Here is a 20096-nt window from a genome sequence, read left to right on the forward strand (position 1 = left end):
CCTCCGTGGAGGGGCCGACCCGCTCGGTCAGGCGTCGGTGCGTGCTCAGCCGGTGTAGGGCTTCGCGGCGATGATCTTGACGCCGATGGTCTTGCCGTTGGGGGCGACGTAGCTCGTGCTGTCGCCGACGCTCTTGCCGTTGATGGCGGCGCCCATGGCGGACTTCTCGGAGAAGACCTGGAGGTCGGAGCCGTCGGCGATCTCGCGGTTGCCGAGCAGGAACGTCTCCTCGTCGCCGAAGATCTCGACGGTCACGAGCATGCCGGGCTCGACGACGCCGTCGTCGGGGGGCGTCTCGCCGATCGTCGCGTTCTGGAGCAGCTCGGTCAGCTGGCGGATGCGGGCCTCCATCTTGCCCTGCTCCTCGCGGGCGGCGTGGTAGCCGCCGTTCTCCTTGAGGTCGCCCTCCTCGCGGGCCTCCTCGATCTTGTGCGCGATCTCGATGCGACCTTCGCCCGTCAGCTGGTCGAGCTCCGCCTTGAGGCGGTCGTGGGCCTCCTGGGTCAGGAAGCCAGAGGCAGTCTCGGTCACGGTGTCACTCCTTGGAAGAACAGCGCCCACGCGGTGCTCGCGTGGGCGCCTGCACAAAAAAATGGGCCCGAACCGTGGTGTCGTCGACTCGTGATGCCGGTCGGCGACGGGTCCGGACCCTGGATGAAGCAACAAGGATAACAAAATGAGCGGCAAACGCGCAGTTCACGCGGCATTTTCGCGCCGGGCGACCACCATGGCGTCCCCGCTCAGGAGCAGGACTTGACCTGGCCGGTCACCGCGCGCGACGTCGTGCGGAGCGTCACCGACTCGTTCGTCGTCTCCTCGGCGCTCGCCGGCACCTGCACGGTGCTCGTCCCGACGGGCGCGAAGTCGCGCGACAGCGCCTCGACCGTGCAGGTCAGGGCCGTGCCGCCCGGGCGGTAGACCTGGAAGTCGACGCGCACCTGCTGGTCGCTGACCACCTTGTAGCCGAAGGTCTGCCACGTCGGCTGCCCCAGCGTGGATGACAGGCCGAACCAGATCGCGAGGCCGACACCGGCGAGGATGCCGACCGTGCCGACGACCCACCACTTCAGCTGGCCGGGGGCGGGGCGGGGCAGGGTCGTGCGGGACGGCATACGGAGTCCTGGCGGTTCGAGCCCGCGCATCGTCAGGTGCGAGGGAGTGAGAGGATGGCGGACGGGTCCAGTGTCTCCCATGGCACGGCGCGAGCTGCACGGACCCGGACGCCGAGGGGCACCGGACACCACCAGCCACCCGCGTCCCACCCACGAAACTGACGACGAACAGGGAGCCACGTGGCCGAGGGCATGCGTTTGATGGCGGTGCACGCGCACCCCGACGACGAGTCGAGCAAGGGCGCCGCGACGACGGCCAGGTACGTCGCCGCCGGCACCTCCGTCATGGTCGTGTCGTGCACGGGCGGCGAGCGCGGCGACATCCTCAACGAGAAGCTGAAGGACGACCCGCACATCCTGCGCGACATCGCCCAGGTGCGCCGCGACGAGATGAAGGCCGCGCAGGAGGTGCTCGGCTGCGAGCACACGTGGCTCGGCTTCGTCGACTCCGGTCTGCCGGAGGGCGACCCGCTGCCGCCGCTGCCCGACGGCTGCTTCGGTCTCGAGGACATCGACGTGACCACCGAGGCGCTTGTCCGGGTCATCCGCGCGTGGCGACCGCACGTCATGACGACGTACGACGAGAAGGGTGGCTACCCCCACCCCGACCACATCATGTGCCACACGGTCTCCATGGCGGCCTTCGAGGCGGCGGGCGACCCGGCCCGCTACCCGCACGCCGGCGAGCCGTGGCAGCCGCTCAAGATCTACTACAACGGCGGCTGGTCCAAGGACCGCCTCGAGGCGATCCACGACGCGATGCTCGCCGAGGGACTCGAGAGCCCGTATGCCGAGTGGCTGGCCAACTGGAAGCCGCGTCGTTCCGGACGCCCCACGACGACGATCGCCTGCGGCGAGTTCTTCGAGACCCGTGACCGTGCGCTCATGGCGCACGCGACGCAGGTCGACCCCGACGGCTTCTGGTTCCAGGTGCCGCTCGAGATCCAGACGCGGGTCTGGGGCGTCGAGGAGTTCGAGGCCGCCCTGTCCTACGTCGAGATCGCCGACGGGGAGGACGACCTCTTCGCCGGGCTGGGAACCCCCGCAGAGGCCGACGCGCTCGCGACCCGCACCGACCTCGAGCTCGTCCACGACGGCCGGGTCACCGACGCGCCCGAGCCCGAGGAGGCCGAGCAGGAGTCCGGTCGCGCCCACGGCGACAGCTCCGACACGCACACCGACGAGGACGACGACGCCGACAGCGACAGCGAGAAGGCGGACGCGCGATGAGCGGCGGCGGCAACCTCCCGATCGGGCCCGGCATCTGGGGCTTCATCGCGTTCCTCGTGCTCGCGATCGCGCTGTGGTTCCTCGTGCGCAACATGAACAGCCGGCTGCGTCGGATGGCCTACCGCGACCGGGACCGGGCCGAGCAGTTCGCCGCGGACGCCGACGTCGTCGGCACGAAGGACGAGCCAGCGACGGCCGGCACGCCGGACCCCGACGTGGACGAGTCGGGCGACGACCCTCGCCCGGACGGCGAGGCCCCCCGCCCCTGAGACGCTGCGGGCGGCATACGCCCTCGGACACGACGAACGCCCCGGCACGGTGCCGGGGCGTTCGGACGTTCTGGGCTCAGGTGCTCGCGAGGCCTACCGGCGTCACGTCGCTGCCTGGTAGCCGATGACGGCGAGCGTCACCGCCACGAAGTGGGTGAGGAAGCCGCCGAGGGTGAAGGCGTGGAAGACCTCGTGGAACCCGAACCACCGCGGCCACGGGTTGGGCCGCTTCGTGCCGTAGACGATGCCGCCGGCGGTGTACATGAGGCCGCCGAGGCCGATGAGCGAGCCGATGAGCGGGCCACCCTCGCGCCAGAACGGCACGACGTAGAAGATGGCGGCCCAGCCGAGCGCGAGGTAGAGCGCCGTGTAGAGCCAGCGCGGGGCGCCGACCCAGAAGACCCGGAAGAGGACGCCGGCGATGGCGCCGCCCCAGATGACGAGGAGCAGCAGCCGGGCCTGATCGGCCGGCAGGAGCGTCACGGCGAACGGCGTGTAGGTGCCCGCGATGATGAGGTAGATGTTCGAGTGGTCGAACCGCTTGAGCAGGCCCGACATCTTCGGGCCCCACGTGCCGCGGTGGTAGACGGCCGAGACCCCGAAGAGCAGGGCGGCGCTGATCGTGAAGACGATCGAGGCCGTGCGCACGGACCCGGGTTCGGAGACGAGCACGAGGACCAGGCCGCCGATGAGGGCGACGGGGAACATGGCGAGGTGCAGCCAGCCGCGCAGGCGGGGCTTGACGATCGCGACGAGGTCGGCGACGGGAGTGCCCGACGGGTCCTCGGTGCTGGGGTCAGGGCTGTGGCCAGCGGTGGGCTCGGGGGTGCTGCTCATCGCCCCACTGTAACCTACGCAACCGTAAGTTACGGCAACGTAGGTTCAAGGATTCCTGAGTGCCCCGGGCCCCCGGCCACCTCCACGAGACCCTCACGAGGCCGTCACCAAAGCCTCGCGACGACTCCCGCCCGACCGCCTCGGCACGCCGATGGGCGAGCGGTACGGTGGGACCGCGGCCCGCTCGGGGCTGCCCAGACCGTGACCGGCGATGACACGAGCGAGTCGACGAGGAGGCCCCGTGGGGTGGCGCGATGTGGTCTACGGCGCGTACGAGCGCCGAGTCCTCAAGGACCTCCCCAAGGAGGCGCTCCCGCGGCACGTCGCCGTCATGCTCGACGGCAACCGGCGGTGGGCCAAGGCCCGCGGCGCCGGCACGGCCAGCGGCCACCAGGCCGGGGCCGACAAGATCGAGGAGCTGCTCGAGTGGTGCCGCGAGGCGGGCGTCGAGTACGTCACCCTCTGGCTGCTCTCGACGGACAACCTGAGCCGCGCCGAGGAGGAGCTCGCCCCGCTCCTCAAGATCATCGAGACGGCCGTCGCCGACCTCGCCGAGTCGGGGCACTGGCACCTCAAGATCGTCGGCGCCCTCGAGCTCCTGCCGCCCGAGACGGCCGCGAGCCTCAGCGCGTCGGCCGAGCGCACCCAGGACGTCGACGGGATGATCGTCAACGTCGCCGTCGGCTACGGCGGACGCCGCGAGATCGCCGACGCCGTGCGCGACCTGCTGCTCGCGCGGGCCGCTGACGGCGAGACCATCGAGCAGATCGCCGCGGAGCTCACGGTCGAGGACATCGCCGGGCACCTCTACACCAAGGGCCAGCCCGACCCCGACCTCGTCATCCGCACGTCGGGCGAGCAGCGGCTCGGTGGTTTCCTGCTGTGGCAGAGCGCGACGTCGGAGTTCTACTTCTGCGAGGCCTACTGGCCCGACTTCCGCCACGTCGACTTCCTCCGCGCGCTCAGGGCGTATGCCGGCCGGCACCGTCGCTTCGGCGGCTGACCGACCGCTCGACCGACCGCTCGACCGTCCGCTCGGCCGACCACCGGCGGTCCTGCTGCGACACGCCGCAGCCGTGGGGAGTCCTCCCCATTGTCCGGGTTGGCGCGGTTGCGTAGGTTGCGGGTGGGCCGAGACGCCGGGGCACGCACAGCGGCTCCGAGCCGGCCGGCACGAGCACGACGAACACGGCGACGACGTCAGGGGAGTACGAGAGATGGCGATCTACAGGAAGGGTGCCGACCCGGTGGCCCTGCGGGCGTCGGCCGAGCGCTTCACCGGGCACGCCCGTGAGTGCGACACCCTCAAGGGAGAGGCGAGCCGTGCGGTCCACGCCCTCAAGGGCCAGTGGGGTGGCGCCGACCTCGACCACCTGATGGACCGCTGGCCGCCGGTCGAGGCGCAGCTGACCCAGTTCGGCACCGACCTCGGCAAGCTCGCCGAGGCGCTGCGCCGCAACGCCGGCGCCCAGGACAGCACGAGCGGCCAGGGTGGCTCCGGCTCGGGCGGGGGACCCGGCGGGTCCGGTGGCAGCGGGGGCAGCGGCGGTGACGGTGGCATCCCGGGCTACGACCTGCTCAAGTCGCTGTGGACCCCGATCAAGGGCCTCGGCACGGCTGTCGGCCTGCTCGGCACGGGCATGAAGATCAAGAACTTCCTCTCCAACCTCGGCAGCTGGGACCGCGCGACGGGCCTGTTCGCCAACCTCAAGAACGCGTGGAGCACCGGCCGGCTCGCCGAGTTCGGCGACGCGCTCAACCCGAAGAACTGGAGCACCCTCTCGCGCTTCATGCCGTCGCTCGCCGAGGGCGGAGCGTTGGCCCGCACGCTCGGCACCGTCGGCAAGGCGCTGGGCCCGATCGGTGTGGCCTTCGGTGGCTTCACCGTGGCCAACGACATCTCCGAGGGCAACTACGGCCGTGCCGGCTACGACTCCGTCATGACGGGCCTCGGTGCCGCGGCGCTCATGACGCCGCCCCCCGTCGACGTCGTCTGCGGCATCGCCGCCGGCGGCATGGCGGTCGGCCAGCTCGTCTACGACAACTGGGACACGATCACCGACTTCACCGGTGACGCCGTCGACGCCGTCGGCGACTTCGCCTCCGACACCGGCGACGCGATCGGCGACCTCGCCGACAAGGCGTGGCCGTTCTGACCGGTCCCGAGGGCCCCGGGAGGCGAAACCCCCGGGCACCCGGCATCGTTGACGTGACGACAGGGCCCACGCGCCGACCGCACGACCATCCCGCGAACGACACACAGACCACGACCGAGGAGAACCATGGCTGACCCGATGAAGGGCACCCCGCTCGAGGGTTTCGAGCTCCCCGAGGACGTCTTCGGGCTGGGAGCCGCCGAGCTCGCCTACCTGATGGCCCGCCACGAGACCCCGGCCGGTGAGCGCTCACGCCGCCTGCTCATGCTCGACCCCCGTGCGGCCGACGACGCCGCCCTGCTCGCGGGCGCCTCGAGCCTCGCGTCGCGCGGCTGGCTCACGGTCAGCGACGACGGCACGCCTCAGTCGCGCTCGAACGCCGCCCTCGTCGAGTACGCCGTGGGCGCGGCCACGCGGTGGACGCGCATCGGGCTCGTGGGTGAGAACGTCAGCCAGGCCGACTTCGCGATCCTCGTCGAGTCCGACACCGTGATCGCCCTGATGCAGCCGCGCCAGCTCGCATCGTGGTTCATCCGCCTCGGCGAGCGCGACGGCAACACCGGTGCCCTCGTGACCGGGCTCGTGCGCGAGCGGTTCGCGGCGAACGCCGAGTCCGGCGTCTTCCTCGAGGTGCAGACCCTCGAGGGCAGCACCAACCTCGCGATCCGCCGCTCCGGCACCGACTTCGAGGCGCTCACCGACGTCGCCGGGCCGGGCACCGGCACGGGCGGGGTCGTCGACGCCGAGGGCCTCCAGGCTGCCGTGTCCGCCCTCTACACCGAGAAGGTCGACGCATGAGCGCCCCGACGCCCCGCCAGACCGATCCGACCGGGCAGACCCCGCCGAAGGAGCCGTTCTCCTACGTCAGCCAGCAGCGCGGGCTGCTCACGCTCAAGATCCGTGAGCCCGCGCTGATGTTCGTCTTCTTCCTCGCCTTCACGGTCGTCGGCGTCATCTTCTTCTCCATGGTCAAGAAGGGCGCCGACCAGGGCGCCGAGGGCGCCATGGGCGTCGCCTACCTCATCCTCGCGATCTTCGGCGGCCTCGGCGTCATCGGCATGGCCATCGCCGCCGTGCGCTGGCGCTGGAAGCGTGAGTACGTCCGCGTCATGGGCCGCTCACCCTGGGCCTGACGCCCGGTCGCGCCCACCACGGCGCGAGCACCCGAGCGCGCTCGCCTCGCCGTCGGTCCCGGTCCACCACCGGGGCCGGCGGCGACCGGTGTGTTACGCCCACGTGAACACTCCGGCGACACGACGACACGACGTCACTCAATCCCCGTCGCCGTCGCCTCCGGGTCGTACCGTCGTCCCAACGGCCGACACCCGTCGGGCGTTGCCAGGAGGCCCACCCATGGAGCGATCGCTCAGGACGGAGGGTCGGGCAGTGCGCCACCCTCTGGTGGTCACCGCCCGGCATCTCGGGAGCGATTAGGCGCGCGACGCGCGCCGCGTAGGGAGTGGCACATGGCTCGTACGACCCGTCAGGTCACGTCGGACCCCGCCAGCACGAACACCAAGCCGGCCGCGGCCTCCACACGCGCCACGACTCGCGCCTCCACGCGCACGACGGCCCGCGAACGCGAGCCCGAGCACAAGACGTACGTCCTCGACACGTCGGTGCTCCTGTCCGATCCCCGGGCCATGCTCCGCTTCGCCGAGCACGAGGTCGTGCTGCCGGTCGTCGTGGTGACCGAGCTCGAGGGCAAGCGACACCACCCCGAGCTCGGCTACTTCGCCCGCCAGGCCCTGCGCCTGCTCGACGACCTGCGCGTCAGCGAGGGCCGCCTCGACAAGCCGGTCGCCGTCGGCACCGACGGCGGCACCCTGCGCGTCGAGCTCAACCACACCGACCCGTCCTCGCTGCCGGCGGGCTTCCGCCTCGGCGACAACGACACCCGGATCCTCGCGGTGGCCCGCAACCTCGCCAACGAGGGCGCCGACGTCACCATCGTGTCCAAGGACCTCCCGATGCGCGTCAAGGCCTCGGCCTGCGGTCTCGAGGCGGAGGAGTACCGCCACGAGCAGGGCATCGACTCGGGCTGGACCGGGCTGCAGGAGCTCGAGGTCAGCAGCGAGGAGCTCGACCAGCTCTACGACCGTGGCCGCGTCGAGCACGCCGGCGCCGCCGAGCTGCCGTGCCACACCGGTCTCGTCCTGCTCTCGCCGCGGGGAAGCGGCCTGGGGCGGGTCGGCGCCGACAAGCAGATCCGGCTCGTGCGCGGTGACCGTGACGCGTTCGGCCTGCACGGCCGCAGCGCCGAGCAGCGGATCGCCCTCGACCTGCTCCTCGACCCCGACGTGGGCATCGTCAGCCTCGGCGGCCGGGCCGGCACCGGCAAGTCGGCCCTGGCGCTCTGTGCGGGCCTCGAGTCGGTCATGGAGCGCCGGGCCCAGCGCAAGGTCCTCGTCTTCCGCCCGCTCTTCGCCGTCGGTGGCCAGGAGCTCGGCTACCTGCCCGGCACCGAGCAGGAGAAGATGAACCCGTGGGGCCAGGCGGTCTTCGACACCCTGGGGGCGCTCGTCTCGACGGAGGTCGTCGAGGAGATCATGGACCGCGGCCTGCTCGAGGTCCTGCCGCTGACGCACATCCGCGGACGCTCGCTCCACGACGCGTTCGTCATCGTCGACGAGGCCCAGTCGCTCGAGCGCAACGTGCTCCTCACCGTCCTGTCGCGCATCGGCCAGAACAGCAAGGTCGTGCTCACCCACGACGTGGCCCAGCGGGACAACCTGCGCGTCGGACGGCACGACGGCGTGGCCGCCGTCATCGAGAAGCTCAAGGGGCACCCGCTCTTCGCCCACGTCACGCTGACGCGAAGCGAGCGCAGCCCGATCGCGGCGCTCGTCACCGACATGCTCGAAGGTCTCGAGATGTGACCTGAGTCACAGACCGCACGGCGCTCCCCGAGCACGCGGCTCGGGGACGCTGTGCGCTGGGCCACTCGCCACGACCCTTGGAACACCCCTCGACGGTGAACGCCGACTTGCCCCGCGGGGCGGTCGAATGGCACCGTGTGAGGTTGAAAGATCTCGGAACGGTAACGCTCGCCTCGGGGTGTGAGCGCAACCGGCCGGGTCACCACCACACGTCGGGCGCAGCCGTCGACGGGCCAGCGCCCGCAGACGCACGCGCCGGGCACACCCCTCGACACAGGAAGGCGTGACGTCTGTTCATGGCACGGTATGAAGGCCGGCACCGCAACGCACCGGCTCCCTCGACCGCTCCGCGCCCGAACCCCGCCACACCCTCGGCGCGGTCCGGCCGCGTCCACCCCGAGACGGCTCCGGACGTCCCCCGCAGCCCCCGTTCGGTGAGCCACGGCTCGACCGGTGCGGCAGTCGCGTCAGGTGCTTCAGGCGCCGAGGGTGCGACCCAGGGGGCCCGGCGGGCCTTCGACCCGACGCGTGCCATCCCCGTCACCCCGGCCGCTGACCGCGCCGCCTCCAAGAGCGCTGCAGGCCCCGACGCCCGCCGCTCGTCGGCTCAGCCGCACGGAACGCGCAGCAGCCGACACCACAAGCCCTCGGCGCGCCAGCGTCACGTCGGCCGACCGATCCTCGCCGGAGCGCTCGCCCTCGGTCTCGGCGCCTCCGGGTTCGCCTACGCCAAGGCCACGAACCTCATCGGCGCCGACGCGGCCGCCTTCGTCGTCGGCAGTGGCGTCGTCGCCCAGACCGACGAGCTGGCCCGCGCCTCGACGGTCGACACGACCTACCGCGCCGCCGCCTCCGTCTCGCGCAACGAGCGCCGCACCGCCATCGCGGCCACCGGCCTGCGCACGGCCAAGGAGCTCGAGGCCAAGAAGAAGAAGGAAGCCGCCAAGCAGGCCGTGCTGGCCCGCGAGGAGGCGGCCAAGGCCGAGCGCGCCAAGGAGCGCCAGCGCGCCATCGACAACGCCAAGGACGACCCGCAGGCCGCGGCCCGCGTCCTCATGGCCGACCACGGCTGGACGAGCGACGCGCAGTACAACTGCCTCGTCAACCTCTGGACCGGCGAGAGCGACTGGCGCTGGTTCGCCGAGAACCCCAGCTCCGGCGCGTACGGCATCCCGCAGTCCCTGCCCGCCCGCAAGATGTCGCAGTTCGGTGCCGACTACCGCACCAACCCGCTGACCCAGATCAAGTGGGGCCTCTGGTACATCGAGATGTCCTACGGCAACCCGTGCAACGCCTGGTCCACGTGGCAGGCGCGCTCGCCGCACTGGTACTGACCTGACCGAGGCGTATGCCGTGTGGCCGGCTCCCAGCGGGAGCCCGCCGCACGGCATACGTGCGTCGTGGGCAGGGCGGCCCGAGGCTGCGGCGCAGGCCGTCGGTCAGATCTTGCGGAGCCGCACCCGGCGGACCTCGTGGTTGTCGCCCTTGGACAGCACGAGGCTCGCCCGTGAGCGCGTCGGGAGGATGTTCTCGACGAGGTTCGGGCCGTTGATCTCGCGCCAGATCCGGTTGGCGGTCGCGACGGCCTCGTCGTCGGACAGCACGGCATACCGGTGGAAGTACGAGTCGGGGTCCGAGAACGCCGTCTCGCGCAGGCGCAGGAAGCGTTCGACGTACCACTTGCGCACGTCGTCGACCCACGCGTCGACGTAGACCGAGAAGTCGAAGAAGTCACTGACCGCGAGACCGGTCCCCCGCACGGGGTGCACCTCCGGTGCCTGGAGCACGTTGAGGCCCTCGACGATGAGCACGTCGGGTTGGCGCACGACGATGCGCTCGCCCGGGACGATGTCGTAGGTCAGGTGCGAGTAGACGGGGGCCGTGACCTCGGCCCGGCCGGACTTGATCTCGGCGACGAAGCGGAGCAGGGCACGACGGTCGTAGGACTCGGGGAAGCCCTTGCGCTGCAGGATGCCCCGGCGCTCGAGCTCGGCATTGGGGAAGAGGAAGCCGTCGGTCGTGACGAGCGCGACGCGCGGCGTGTCGGGCCAGCGAGCCAGCATCTCGCGCAGGATGCGGGCCGTCGTCGACTTGCCGACGGCGACCGAGCCCGCGACGCCGATGACGAACGGCGTCTTGGCCGGGCGCTCGCCGAGGAAGTCGCTCGTCACCTGGTGGAGCTGGCGGGTGGCTCCCACGTAGAAGTTGAGCAGGCGCGAGAGCGGGAGGTAGACCTCCTCGACCTCGTTGAGGTCGACGCGGTCACCGAGGCCGCGCAGTCGCGCGAGGTCGGCGTCGTCGAGGTTGAGCGGGTGGTTCTCGCGCAACCGGGACCACGCGGCCCGGTCGAACTCGACGTACGGCGACGGGATCGCGGTCCCGTTGCCGCCGTTCCCGCCGGTACCGTTGGATGGCTCCGACACGAGCGACATTCTTGCGGACGCCACAGCCGGGGGTGGCGTTGGGCCCCCGGACGGTCCCTTAGGCTGGACCCCATGTGCGGAATCGTGGGATACGTCGGGCGGACCGACGACGGAACGGCGCTCGACGTCGTCATGGAGGGTCTGGCGCGTCTGGAGTACCGCGGCTACGACTCGGCCGGCGTGGCGCTCATCGACGGAGACCACGTCGAGACGCGCAAGAAGTCGGGCAAGCTGGCCAACCTCACGGCCGAGCTCGAGGCCGACCCGATGCCGTCGTCGACGACCGGCATCGGCCACACCCGCTGGGCCACGCACGGCGGCCCCACCGACCAGAACGCCCACCCGCACCGCGGTGGCAAGGACGGCAAGCTCGCCCTCATCCACAACGGCATCATCGAGAACTTCCACAGCCTGAAGAAGGGCCTGCTGGCCGACGGCGTCGAGTTCACGAGCGAGACCGACACCGAGGTCGTCGCCCACCTCGTCGCCGCCGCCTACGAGCGTGAGCACGACCTGACCGACGCCATGCGCGCCGTCGTCGCGGAGCTCGAGGGCGCGTTCACGCTCCTCGCGATCCACGCCGACCAGCCCGGTGTCGTCGTCGGCGCCCGCCGCAACAGCCCGCTCGTCGTCGGCCTCGGTGACGACGCGAACTACCTCGGCTCCGACGTCGCGGCCTTCATCGGCCACACGCGCCACGCGCTCGAGCTCGCCCAGGACCAGATCGTCACGATCACGCCCGAGGGTGCCAGCGTCATCAACTTCGACGGTACGCCCGCCGAGGGCAAGGCGTACGAGGTCACGTGGGACGCCGCGGCTGCCGAGAAGGGCGGCTACGCGACGTTCATGGAGAAGGAGATCCACGACCAGCCGCACGCCGTCGCCGACACGCTCCTCGGGCGCACCGACGCCGAGGGCCGGCTCGTCCTCGACGAGATGAGCATCTCCGAGGAGCAGCTCCGCTCCATCGACCGCATCACGATCGTGGCCTGCGGCACCGCCGCGTACGCCGGCATGGTCGCGAAGTACGCCATCGAGCACTGGACGCGCATCCCCGTCGAGGTCGCCCTCGCCCACGAGTTCCGCTACTGCGACCCCATCGTCAACGAGCGCACCCTCGTCGTGTCGATCAGCCAGTCCGGCGAGACGATGGACACCCTCATGGCCGTCAAGCACGCCCGCGAGCTCGGTGCCATCACGGTCTCGGTGTGCAACACGCACGGCTCGACGATCCCGCGCGAGTCCGACGCCGTGCTCTACACGCACGCAGGCCCCGAGATCGCGGTGGCCTCGACCAAGGCGTTCCTCGCCCAGATCACCGCCTGCTACGTCCTCGGTCTCTACCTCGCGCAGCTGCGCGGCGGCTCGTTCGCCGACGACGCGCAGTCGGTCATGAAGGAGCTGAGCGGCGTCCCCGCCAAGATCGAGACCCTGCTCGGCCAGATGGGCCGCGTCAAGGAGATCGCCAAGTTCATGGCCGACACCCGCTCGGTCCTCTTCCTCGGGCGCCACGTCGGCTACCCGATCGCCATGGAGGGCGCGCTCAAGCTCAAGGAGCTCGCCTACATCCACGCCGAGGGCTTCGCGGCCGGCGAGCTGAAGCACGGCCCGATCGCGCTCATCGAGCCCGGCCAGCCCGTCTTCGTCGTCGTGCCGTCGCCGACGAGCGAGCACGGCCTGCACGGCAAGGTCGTCAGCAACATCCAGGAGGTCCGCGCGCGCGGCGCCCGCACCCTCGTCATCGCCGAGGAGGGCGACGACTCCGTCGAGCCCTTCGCCGACGAGGTCATCCGGGTGCCCGCCACGTCGTCGCTGCTCGCGCCGCTGCTCACCGTCGTGCCGCTCCAGGTCTTCGCGCTGTGGCTCTCGACGGCCAAGGGCCTCGACGTCGACCAGCCGCGCAACCTCGCCAAGTCGGTCACGGTCGAGTGACGTGATCGTCGGGGTCGGGATCGACGTCGTCGACATCGCGCGTTTCGAGTCCACCCTCGAGCGCACCCCGGCGCTGCGCGAGCGGCTCTTCACGCTCGAGGAGCGCCACCTCGGCATCGCCTCGCTCGCGGCGCGGTTCGCCGCGAAGGAGGCGCTCGCCAAGTCGCTCGGTGCGCCCGTGGGTCTGCACTGGACCGACGCCCGGGTCGTGACGAACGACGACGGCCGCCCCACGCTCGAGATCGGCGGCACCGTGCTCGCGCGGGCCAACGACCTCGGCGTCGACTCCTTCCACGTGTCCCTGTCGCACGACGCCGGTGTGGCGTCGGCCGTCGTCATCGCGGAGGGCTGATGATCCGCGCGCACTCCGTCGACGCGGTCCGCACCGCCGAGGCCGCCGCCCAGGCGCAGCTCCCCGAGGGTGAGCTCATGTCCCGGGCCGCCCTCGGGCTCGCCGAGGTCGCGGTGGCCCGCCTCGCCGACGTCGAGGGCACGACCGTCGTCGGGCTGATCGGCGCCGGCGACAACGGCGGCGACACGTTGTATGCCGTCGCCCACCTCGCGGAGTCGGGTTTCGCCTGCGCCGTGGTGCTCGTGCCGGCCTCGGGCCGTGCGGGCGTCCACGCGGGAGGCCTCGGGGCCGCCGAGGCAGCCGGTGTCATGGTCCACGTCGCCGCCGACGACCCGGCCGCGGCCGCTGACGTCGTCGCCGAGGCCGACCTCGTGCTCGACGGCATCGTCGGCATCGGTGGTCGCCCCGGCCTCCGGCCCGAGGCCGCGCACCTCGTGGACGCGGTGGACGACGACGCGTGGGTGCTCGCCGTCGACCTCGCCAGCGGGCTCGACCCCACGGGGGAGTCCGGCGAGGACGACGCCGTCTGGGCCGACGAGACCGTCACCTTCGGCACCCCGAAGCCTGTGCACCTGCTCCCAGCGGGAGAGGCCGCGACCGGCCGGCTCACGGTCGTCGACATCGGGATCGACGTCGACGAGGTGCCTGCGGCTGTCGAGCGCCTGACCTGGGACGACGTCGCCGAGCTGTGGCCCGTGCCCGGACGGGGTGACGACAAGTACTCCCGCGGCGTCCTCGGCGTCGTGGCAGGGAGCGAGGCCTACCCCGGCGCAGCCGTGCTGTGCACGACGTCGGCTGCCGAGGCCGGCGTCGGGATGCTCCGCTACGTCGGTACGCCGACCCCGGTGGGTCTCGTGCACCAGGCCGTGCCCGAGGCGGTCATGGGCGACGGTCGGGTCCAGGCCTGGGTCATCGGCCCGGGCCTCGACGTCGAGAGCACCGATCCGGAGGCGCAGGCCCAGGTGGCGGTGGCCCGGGCCGCCCTTGCCTCCGACCTGCCCGTCGTCATCGACGCGGGCGGGCTCGACCTCATCGAGGGCTGGCGCGACGCGCCGACCGTGGTCACACCGCACGCGGGAGAGCTCGGCCGGCTGCTGGCACGGATGGTCCGGCCCGGCGCCGACCCCGGCGAGCTCGAGATCACCGCCGCCGACGTCCAGGCCGAGCCACTGCGCTCCGCCCGCGACCTCGCCGGGCTCATCGGCGGCACCGTGCTGCTCAAGGGAGCCACGACGCTCGTCGTCAGCCACGGCAACCTGCCCGTGCGGTCCCAGGCCGATGCGCCGCCGTGGCTCGCCACGGCCGGGGCCGGTGACGTGCTCTCCGGCGTCATCGGGGCCCTGCTCGCGGCGGGGCTGTCCCCGCTCGACGCCGCCTCGCTCGGCGCGCTCGTCCACGGCGTCACCGCCGACCGGGTCTCCGGCGGCGGCCCGTTGCGGGCCCTCGCGGTGGCCCACGGCATACGACCGACGGTGCGCGACCTGCTGGCCCGGGGACGGTCCGCGCGCGGCTGAGCCGGCCCACGCGCCCTGCACGCGTGGCCCTGCACCCGGACCTCCCACACGAACTGCGAGACTGAACCGATGAGCCAGATCGACGCCTCCGACGCCGAGCGGACCGCGACGCCCACGGCGGCCGCACGCCCCGCCGCGCCGGAGACCCACGGCCTGACGGTGTGGGCCGAGATCGACCTCGGCGCGCTCGAGGCCAACGTGCGCACGCTGCGCGCCCTCGCTCCCGGCTCCCAGTTCATGGCCGTCGTCAAGGCGGACGCCTACGGGCACGGCCTGCTGCCCGTCGCGCGTGCAGCGGTGCGCGGCGGCGCCACCTGGCTCGGCGCGGCCCAGCTCGCCGAGGCGTTCGCGCTGCGCGACGCGGGCCTCACGACGCCTCTGCTGACGTGGCTCACCGTGCCCGGGTCGGACGTCGGCGGCGCCATCCGGCGCGACATCGACCTCTCGGCCTCGGCGCCCTGGGTCCTCGACGAGATCGCGGCCGCCGCGACCGCGCTCGGGCGCGCCGCCCGTGTGCACCTCAAGGTCGACACCGGCCTCGGGCGCGGGGGAGCCTACGGCGGGGACTGGACCACGCTCGTCCAGCACGCTCGTCACCTCGAGGAGGAGGGTGCCGTCTCGGTCGTCGGGGTGTGGACCCACTTCGCCCACGCCGACTCGCCCGAGCACCCCACGGTCCTCGCGCAGCAGGAGCGCTTCTTCGAGGCCGTCACCGAGGCCGAGCAGGCCGGCCTGCGACCCGAGCTGCGCCACCTCGCGAACTCAGCCGCGACGCTCGTGCACCCGTCGGCGCACGCCGACCTCGTGCGCCCCGGCATCGCGATGTACGGCCTGACGCCGGTGCCGCAGGTCGACGACGACTTCGGGCTGCGTCCGGTCATGACCCTCCGCGCGCGCCTCGCCCTCGTCAAGGCGCTCCCCGCGGGACAGGGGATCAGCTACGGCCACGCGTACGTCCCGGACGTCGACACCGTCGTCGGGCTCGTGCCCGCCGGCTACGCCGACGGCGTCCCCCGCAACGCGACCAACGTCGGGCCCCTCCTCGTCGACGGCCGTCGCACCACCATCGCCGGGCGCGTCTGCATGGACCAGTTCGTCGTCGACCTCGGACCGGGGTCCACGGCGCAGGCCGGTGACGTCGTCACGCTCTTCGGTGGCGCGCCGGGCGAGCCGACGGCCCAGGAGTGGGCCGACGCGACCGACACCATCAGCTACGAGATCGTGACGCGGCTCGGGGCCCGCGTGCCGAGGCTCTACGTCGGCGGCTCGGAGGCCGACGCATGAGCCCGCGCCGCAACCCCGTCATCGGCATCGCCGCCGCGACCCTCGGTGTCGCCGCGGGTGTGGCGGCCGGCATCGCCGCCGACCGTGCGGGCAAGCACCGCGCGGCGATGGCCGCTCTCGAGACCCCCGAGCTGCTCGAGATCACCCCCGACGAGGAGCACGTCGTGCTCACCGACGACGGCGTCCCGCTCCACGTCGAGATCGACCTCCCGGCTGCGGCCGCAGCCGACGCGGCCGCCGACGGCACCACCCGCCACGGCCGTCCCGACGAGCTGCCCACCATCGTGCTCACCCACGGCTACTGCCTCAGCCTGCGCTGCTGGGTCTACCAACGCCGGGCCCTCAAGGAGGCCGGCTACCGCGTCGTCAGCTGGGACCAGCGCGGCCATGGCCGCTCAGGACGCGGCGAGAAGGACAGCTACACGATCGACCGGCTCGGTCAGGACCTCCACACCGTCATCAGAGAGCTCGTGCCCGAGGGCGACATCGTCCTCGTCGGCCACTCGATGGGCGGTATGACGATGCTCGCGCTCGGCGAGCATCACCCGCGTCTGGTCGTCGACCGGGTCGTCGGCGCCGCTTTCGTCGCGACGAGCCCGGGGGGCATCATGCTCGCCAACGGCGGGCGCACCGCGACCCTCGGCCGCCTCATGCTCGAGCGCCTCGGACCGGGCGTGCTCGGCCCGCTGAGTCACCGGCCCGAGCTCTTCACCCGGATCCGACGCGTCGGCCGAGACATCGAGCACTTCATGGTCGAGCAGAACTCGTTCGCCTCGCCGGTGCCGCGCTCCGTCGTGCGCTACACGAGCGACATCCTCCTCAGCACGCCCCTCGACGTCGTCAACGACTACCTCCAGACGTTCGACGGCTTCGACAAGCGGCCCGCCCTGCTCGAGTTCCGGCACGCCGTCGTCCTCGTCTTCAACGGGCGCGACGACATCCTCACGCCGCCCTCGCACAGCGAGCTCATCGTCGAGGGCATCCCGGGCGCCGAGCACATCGTCGTCAACGACGCCGGGCACGTCATCATGCTCGAGCACCCCGACCTGCTCAACGCGCACCTCGTCCAGCTCGTCGACCAGTCGGCACGGGCGCGAGCCGAGCAGATCGAGGTCGCCCAGCAGCCTCGGGTGCGTCGCATCGTCACCGACGTCGCCAAGAACCGCCGCCAGCGCCGCCTCGAGAAGGAGGCCGCCGAGCTCGTCCGGTCCGGCCGCGTCAAGCAGGCGCGCACCAAGGGGGCGTGACCACGTGGAGCGCCAGGTGCGCTGGGCCACCACTGACGACACCCAGGACTTCGGTCGACGGCTCGGCGCCCTGCTGCGCGGTGGCGACGTCCTCGTCCTCACCGGCGACCTCGGTGCCGGCAAGACGACGCTGACCCAGGGCATCGCCGAGGGGCTCGGGGTGCGCGGGCCGATCACGTCGCCGACCTTCGTCATCGCGCGGGTGCACCCGTCGCTCGTCGGCGGCCCGCTGCTCGTCCACGTCGACGCCTACCGCCTCGGCAGCGCCCTCGAGCTCGACGACCTCGACCTCGACGCCGACCTCGACGCGAGCGTCACGGTCGTCGAGTGGGGCGCAGGTCTCGCCGAGCAGCTGAGCGACACGCGGCTCGAGCTGACGGTCACCGGTGACGACGTGCGCACGGCGCGGCTGGTGGGAGTGGGCGACCGGTGGGACGACGTCCTCGAGGCCGTGGCGCCGGCGACCCGACCTGACCTGACCTGACCTGACCTGTCCGCGTGAGCCGGGCGGACGGCATGCGCGCGTGCGGGTTCGGGGACCCGGCGGGTGCTCGGATAGCCTGACCGACGTGCTCCTGCTCGCCATCGACACCTCCACGACCGCCATCACCGTCGGCCTGCACGACGGCACCTCGGTCGTCGCGGAGGCCTCGACGCTCGACGCCCGGGCGCACGCCGAGCACCTCGCCCCCAACATCCGCGACGCGCTCGCCTCGGCCGGCGCGGAGCCCGGCGACGTCACCGACGTCGTCGTCGGCATCGGCCCGGGCCCGTTCACCGGCCTGCGCGTCGGGATCGTCACCGGTCGCACCTTCGCCTTCGCGCTCGGCCTTCCCGTGCGCGGCCTGACGAGTCTCGACGCCATCGCGCACGAGGCGTGGCTGGGGGGCCGGCGCGGTGACCTGCTCGTCGCGACCGACGCCCGCCGCAAGGAGGTGTATGCCGCCGCGTACGTCCTCGGGGACGACCGCGCCGACCGGGTGACCGAGCCCGCCGTGTCCCGCGCGGCCGACCTGCCGCCCGAGACCCGCGCCCTGCCGACGGCGGGTCGTGGTCCCACCCTCTACGCCGAGGCGCTCCCGCACGCCGTGGCGCCGCTCGACGTCAGCGGGGGAGCGCTCGCCGACCTCGCGGTGCGCCGACTGGGCGAGACCGCACCGGCCCCCGCCGAGCTGCAGGGGGTCGATCCCGGCCACGGCTTCGACGGGCTCGAGCCGCTCTACCTGCGCCGACCCGACGCGGCACCCGCGCCGCCCTCGACGAAGTCGACCCTCGGATGACCGTGGCGCAGCCGCACACGCACCCCGGCGATGAGGTCGTGCTGCGCGACCTCGAGTGGACCGACCTCGCCCACCTCGCGACGCTCGAGCAGCAGCTCTTCGCCGACGACGCGTGGTCCGAGGCCACGTGGTGGAGCGAGCTCGCCGGCCGCCCCCGTCGCGACTACGTCGTCGCCACGACGCACGACGGCACGATCGCCGGGTATGCCGGCCTCGACGTCGCGGGGGACGTCGCCGACGTCATGACCATCGCCACCAGCCCAGGCCACCAGGGCCGTGGCACGGGGCGGGTCCTGCTCGACGAGCTCGTCCGCCGGGCGACGCTGCGAGGCGTGGACGCGGTGCTGCTCGAGGTGCGCGCCGACAACGACGCGGCGCGGCGCCTCTACGACCGGGCCGGCTTCGAGGTCATCTCGGTGCGCCGCCGCTACTACCAACCAGGCAACGTGGACGCGCTCGTCATGCGCCTCCTCGTCACGAAGGGAGACGCATGAGCGACGAGCCCCTCGTCCTCGGCATCGAGACGTCCTGCGACGAGACCGGTGTCGGCATCGTGCGCGGCCAGACGCTCCTCGTCGACACCGTCGCGAGCAGCGTCGAGGAGCACGCCCGCTTCGGCGGCGTCGTGCCAGAGGTCGCGAGCCGCGCCCACCTCGAGGCCATGGTGCCGACGATCGAGCGCGCGTGTCGTGAGGCGGGCGTCCAGCTGCGTGACCTCGACGCCATCTCGGTGACCTCGGGTCCCGGTCTCGCGGGTGCGCTGCTCGTCGGCGTCGCCTCGGCCAAGGCCCTGGCGCTCGCCCTCGGCAAGCCGATCTACGGCGTCAACCACCTCGCCTCGCACGTCGCCGTCGACATCGTCGAGCACGGGCCGCTGCCCGAGCCGACGATGGCGATGCTCGTCTCCGGCGGGCACTCCTCGCTGCTCCTCGTGCCCGACGTCACCAACGACGTCCGCTCGCTCGGCTCGACGATGGACGACGCCGCCGGTGAGGCCTTCGACAAGGTCGCGCGCGTGCTCGGACTGCCCTTCCCCGGAGGGCCGCACGTGGATCGCGCTGCGCGAGAAGGCAACCGGATCGCCATCGACTTCCCGCGCGGGCTCACCGCCGGGCGCGACATGGAGCGGCACCGCTTCGACTTCTCCTTCTCGGGGCTCAAGACCGCCGTCGCGCGGTGGGTCGAGACGCGACAGCGCGCCGGCGAGGCCGTGCCGGTCGCCGACGTCGCCGCCAGCTTCCAGGAGGCCGTCGTCGACGTCCTCACCCGCAAGGCCCTGCTCGCCTGCACGGAGCACGACGTCGACCACCTGCTCATCGGCGGCGGCGTCGCGGCGAACTCGCGCCTGCGCGCGCTCGCCGAGGAGCGGTGCGCCAAGGCCGGTGTCACCCTTCGCGTCCCGCGCCCCGGACTCTGCACCGACAACGGGGCCATGGTCGCGGCGCTCGGGGCGCAGATGGTGGCGAAGGGGCGCGAGCCCAGCGACCTCGGACTTCCCACCGACTCGTCGATGCCGGTCACTCTCGTCCAGGCGTAGGTGACGTCCCGGCCCGCTTGGCTGGGCGTCGTCGAGCGCGCCGC

General features: G+C 72.4%; 21 protein-coding genes. 17 read left to right on the forward strand and 4 right to left on the reverse strand.

Annotated elements, in window-relative coordinates:
- Positions 1–45: 45 nt before the first annotated feature.
- Together greA and AC1DW8_RS06810 are read right to left on the reverse strand one after the other, a co-directional pair.
- Positions 46–531 carry a transcription elongation factor GreA gene (gene greA / locus AC1DW8_RS06805; RefSeq protein ID WP_056778162.1) on the reverse strand — a complete coding sequence of 162 codons (486 nt, stop codon included), beginning with the start codon at positions 529–531 and terminating at the stop codon, positions 46–48.
- 209 nt (positions 532–740) lie between these two features.
- The gene (locus tag AC1DW8_RS06810; RefSeq protein WP_056778165.1) at positions 741–1112 is read right to left on the reverse strand and encodes a DUF4307 domain-containing protein; all 372 of its coding nucleotides are present in this window, start codon (positions 1110–1112) and stop codon (positions 741–743) included.
- Positions 1113–1292: 180 nt separating this feature from the next.
- Between AC1DW8_RS06810 and mca the strand changes: the two genes are divergently transcribed.
- Both mca and AC1DW8_RS06820 read left to right on the forward strand, forming a co-directional pair.
- Complete coding sequence (mca, locus tag AC1DW8_RS06815; RefSeq protein WP_235508720.1) at positions 1293–2342, forward strand: mycothiol conjugate amidase Mca; 1050 nt, start codon at positions 1293–1295, stop codon at positions 2340–2342.
- The gene (locus tag AC1DW8_RS06820; protein WP_478092788.1) at positions 2339–2611 is read left to right on the forward strand and encodes a hypothetical protein; all 273 of its coding nucleotides are present in this window, start codon (positions 2339–2341) and stop codon (positions 2609–2611) included. The genes mca and AC1DW8_RS06820 overlap by 4 nt, the downstream gene beginning before the upstream one ends.
- Positions 2612–2713: 102 nt before the next feature.
- Here AC1DW8_RS06820 and trhA read toward each other — a convergent pair whose 3' ends face one another.
- Positions 2714–3448 (reverse strand): PAQR family membrane homeostasis protein TrhA, encoded by a 735-nt coding sequence (trhA, locus tag AC1DW8_RS06825; RefSeq protein WP_056778170.1) that lies wholly within the window; start codon positions 3446–3448, stop codon positions 2714–2716.
- A gap of 211 nt (positions 3449–3659) precedes the next feature.
- Here trhA and AC1DW8_RS06830 point away from each other — a divergent pair, with 211 nt between their 5' ends.
- From AC1DW8_RS06830 to AC1DW8_RS06855, 6 genes are all read left to right on the forward strand, one after another.
- Positions 3660–4451, forward strand: coding sequence for an isoprenyl transferase (locus AC1DW8_RS06830; RefSeq protein ID WP_056778173.1), 792 nt, complete (start codon positions 3660–3662; stop codon positions 4449–4451).
- Positions 4452–4665: 214 nt separating this feature from the next.
- The gene (locus AC1DW8_RS06835; RefSeq protein ID WP_478092791.1) at positions 4666–5604 is read left to right on the forward strand and encodes a WXG100 family type VII secretion target; all 939 of its coding nucleotides are present in this window, start codon (positions 4666–4668) and stop codon (positions 5602–5604) included.
- A gap of 126 nt (positions 5605–5730) precedes the next feature.
- Complete coding sequence (locus AC1DW8_RS06840) at positions 5731–6402, forward strand: hypothetical protein (RefSeq protein ID WP_157623478.1); 672 nt, start codon at positions 5731–5733, stop codon at positions 6400–6402.
- The gene (locus AC1DW8_RS06845; RefSeq protein WP_478092796.1) at positions 6399–6737 is read left to right on the forward strand and encodes a hypothetical protein; all 339 of its coding nucleotides are present in this window, start codon (positions 6399–6401) and stop codon (positions 6735–6737) included. The genes AC1DW8_RS06840 and AC1DW8_RS06845 overlap by 4 nt, the downstream gene beginning before the upstream one ends.
- Before the next feature lie 510 nt (positions 6738–7247).
- Positions 7248–8483 (forward strand): PhoH family protein, encoded by a 1236-nt coding sequence (locus tag AC1DW8_RS06850; RefSeq protein WP_369793504.1) that lies wholly within the window; start codon positions 7248–7250, stop codon positions 8481–8483.
- Positions 8484–8779: 296 nt separating this feature from the next.
- Positions 8780–9817, forward strand: a complete 1038-nt coding sequence (locus tag AC1DW8_RS06855; protein WP_056778186.1) for an aggregation-promoting factor C-terminal-like domain-containing protein — start codon at positions 8780–8782, stop codon at positions 9815–9817.
- A 105-nt stretch (positions 9818–9922) separates the two neighbouring features.
- Here the strand turns inward: AC1DW8_RS06855 and coaA are convergent, their stop codons facing one another.
- Positions 9923–10915, reverse strand: coding sequence for a type I pantothenate kinase (coaA, locus tag AC1DW8_RS06860; RefSeq protein ID WP_056778191.1), 993 nt, complete (start codon positions 10913–10915; stop codon positions 9923–9925).
- A 63-nt stretch (positions 10916–10978) separates the two neighbouring features.
- Here coaA and glmS point away from each other — a divergent pair, with 63 nt between their 5' ends.
- From glmS to tsaD, 9 genes are all read left to right on the forward strand, one after another.
- Entirely contained in the window at positions 10979–12838 is a 1860-nt protein-coding gene (gene glmS, locus AC1DW8_RS06865; protein WP_056778196.1) for a glutamine--fructose-6-phosphate transaminase (isomerizing), read from the forward strand.
- Between the two features lies 1 nt (position 12839).
- On the forward strand, positions 12840–13190 hold the full coding sequence (locus AC1DW8_RS06870; RefSeq protein WP_056778198.1) for a holo-ACP synthase: 351 nt from the start codon (positions 12840–12842) through the stop codon (positions 13188–13190).
- A complete protein-coding gene (locus tag AC1DW8_RS06875) occupies positions 13190–14704 on the forward strand; it encodes a bifunctional ADP-dependent NAD(P)H-hydrate dehydratase/NAD(P)H-hydrate epimerase (RefSeq protein WP_478092799.1) in 1515 nt (504 codons plus the stop codon). Before AC1DW8_RS06870 ends, AC1DW8_RS06875 begins: the two co-directional genes overlap by 1 nt.
- A 69-nt stretch (positions 14705–14773) precedes the next feature.
- Positions 14774–15988, forward strand: a complete 1215-nt coding sequence (gene alr, locus AC1DW8_RS06880; protein WP_082622944.1) for an alanine racemase — start codon at positions 14774–14776, stop codon at positions 15986–15988.
- Entirely contained in the window at positions 15985–17235 is a 1251-nt protein-coding gene (locus AC1DW8_RS06885) for an alpha/beta fold hydrolase (protein WP_056778203.1), read from the forward strand. The genes alr and AC1DW8_RS06885 overlap by 4 nt, the downstream gene beginning before the upstream one ends.
- 4 nt (positions 17236–17239) lie before the next feature.
- Positions 17240–17719 carry a tRNA (adenosine(37)-N6)-threonylcarbamoyltransferase complex ATPase subunit type 1 TsaE gene (gene tsaE, locus AC1DW8_RS06890; RefSeq protein ID WP_056778206.1) on the forward strand — a complete coding sequence of 160 codons (480 nt, stop codon included), beginning with the start codon at positions 17240–17242 and terminating at the stop codon, positions 17717–17719.
- 85 nt (positions 17720–17804) lie between these two features.
- Complete coding sequence (gene tsaB / locus AC1DW8_RS06895) at positions 17805–18515, forward strand: tRNA (adenosine(37)-N6)-threonylcarbamoyltransferase complex dimerization subunit type 1 TsaB (RefSeq protein ID WP_478092803.1); 711 nt, start codon at positions 17805–17807, stop codon at positions 18513–18515.
- A complete protein-coding gene (gene rimI / locus AC1DW8_RS06900) occupies positions 18512–19009 on the forward strand; it encodes a ribosomal protein S18-alanine N-acetyltransferase (protein WP_478092805.1) in 498 nt (165 codons plus the stop codon). Before tsaB ends, rimI begins: the two co-directional genes overlap by 4 nt.
- On the forward strand, positions 19006–20052 hold the full coding sequence (gene tsaD, locus AC1DW8_RS06905; RefSeq protein WP_478092807.1) for a tRNA (adenosine(37)-N6)-threonylcarbamoyltransferase complex transferase subunit TsaD: 1047 nt from the start codon (positions 19006–19008) through the stop codon (positions 20050–20052). Before rimI ends, tsaD begins: the two co-directional genes overlap by 4 nt.
- Positions 20053–20096 lie beyond the last annotated feature (44 nt).

It is taken from the genome of Terrabacter sp. P2_E3 (assembly GCF_056403915.1).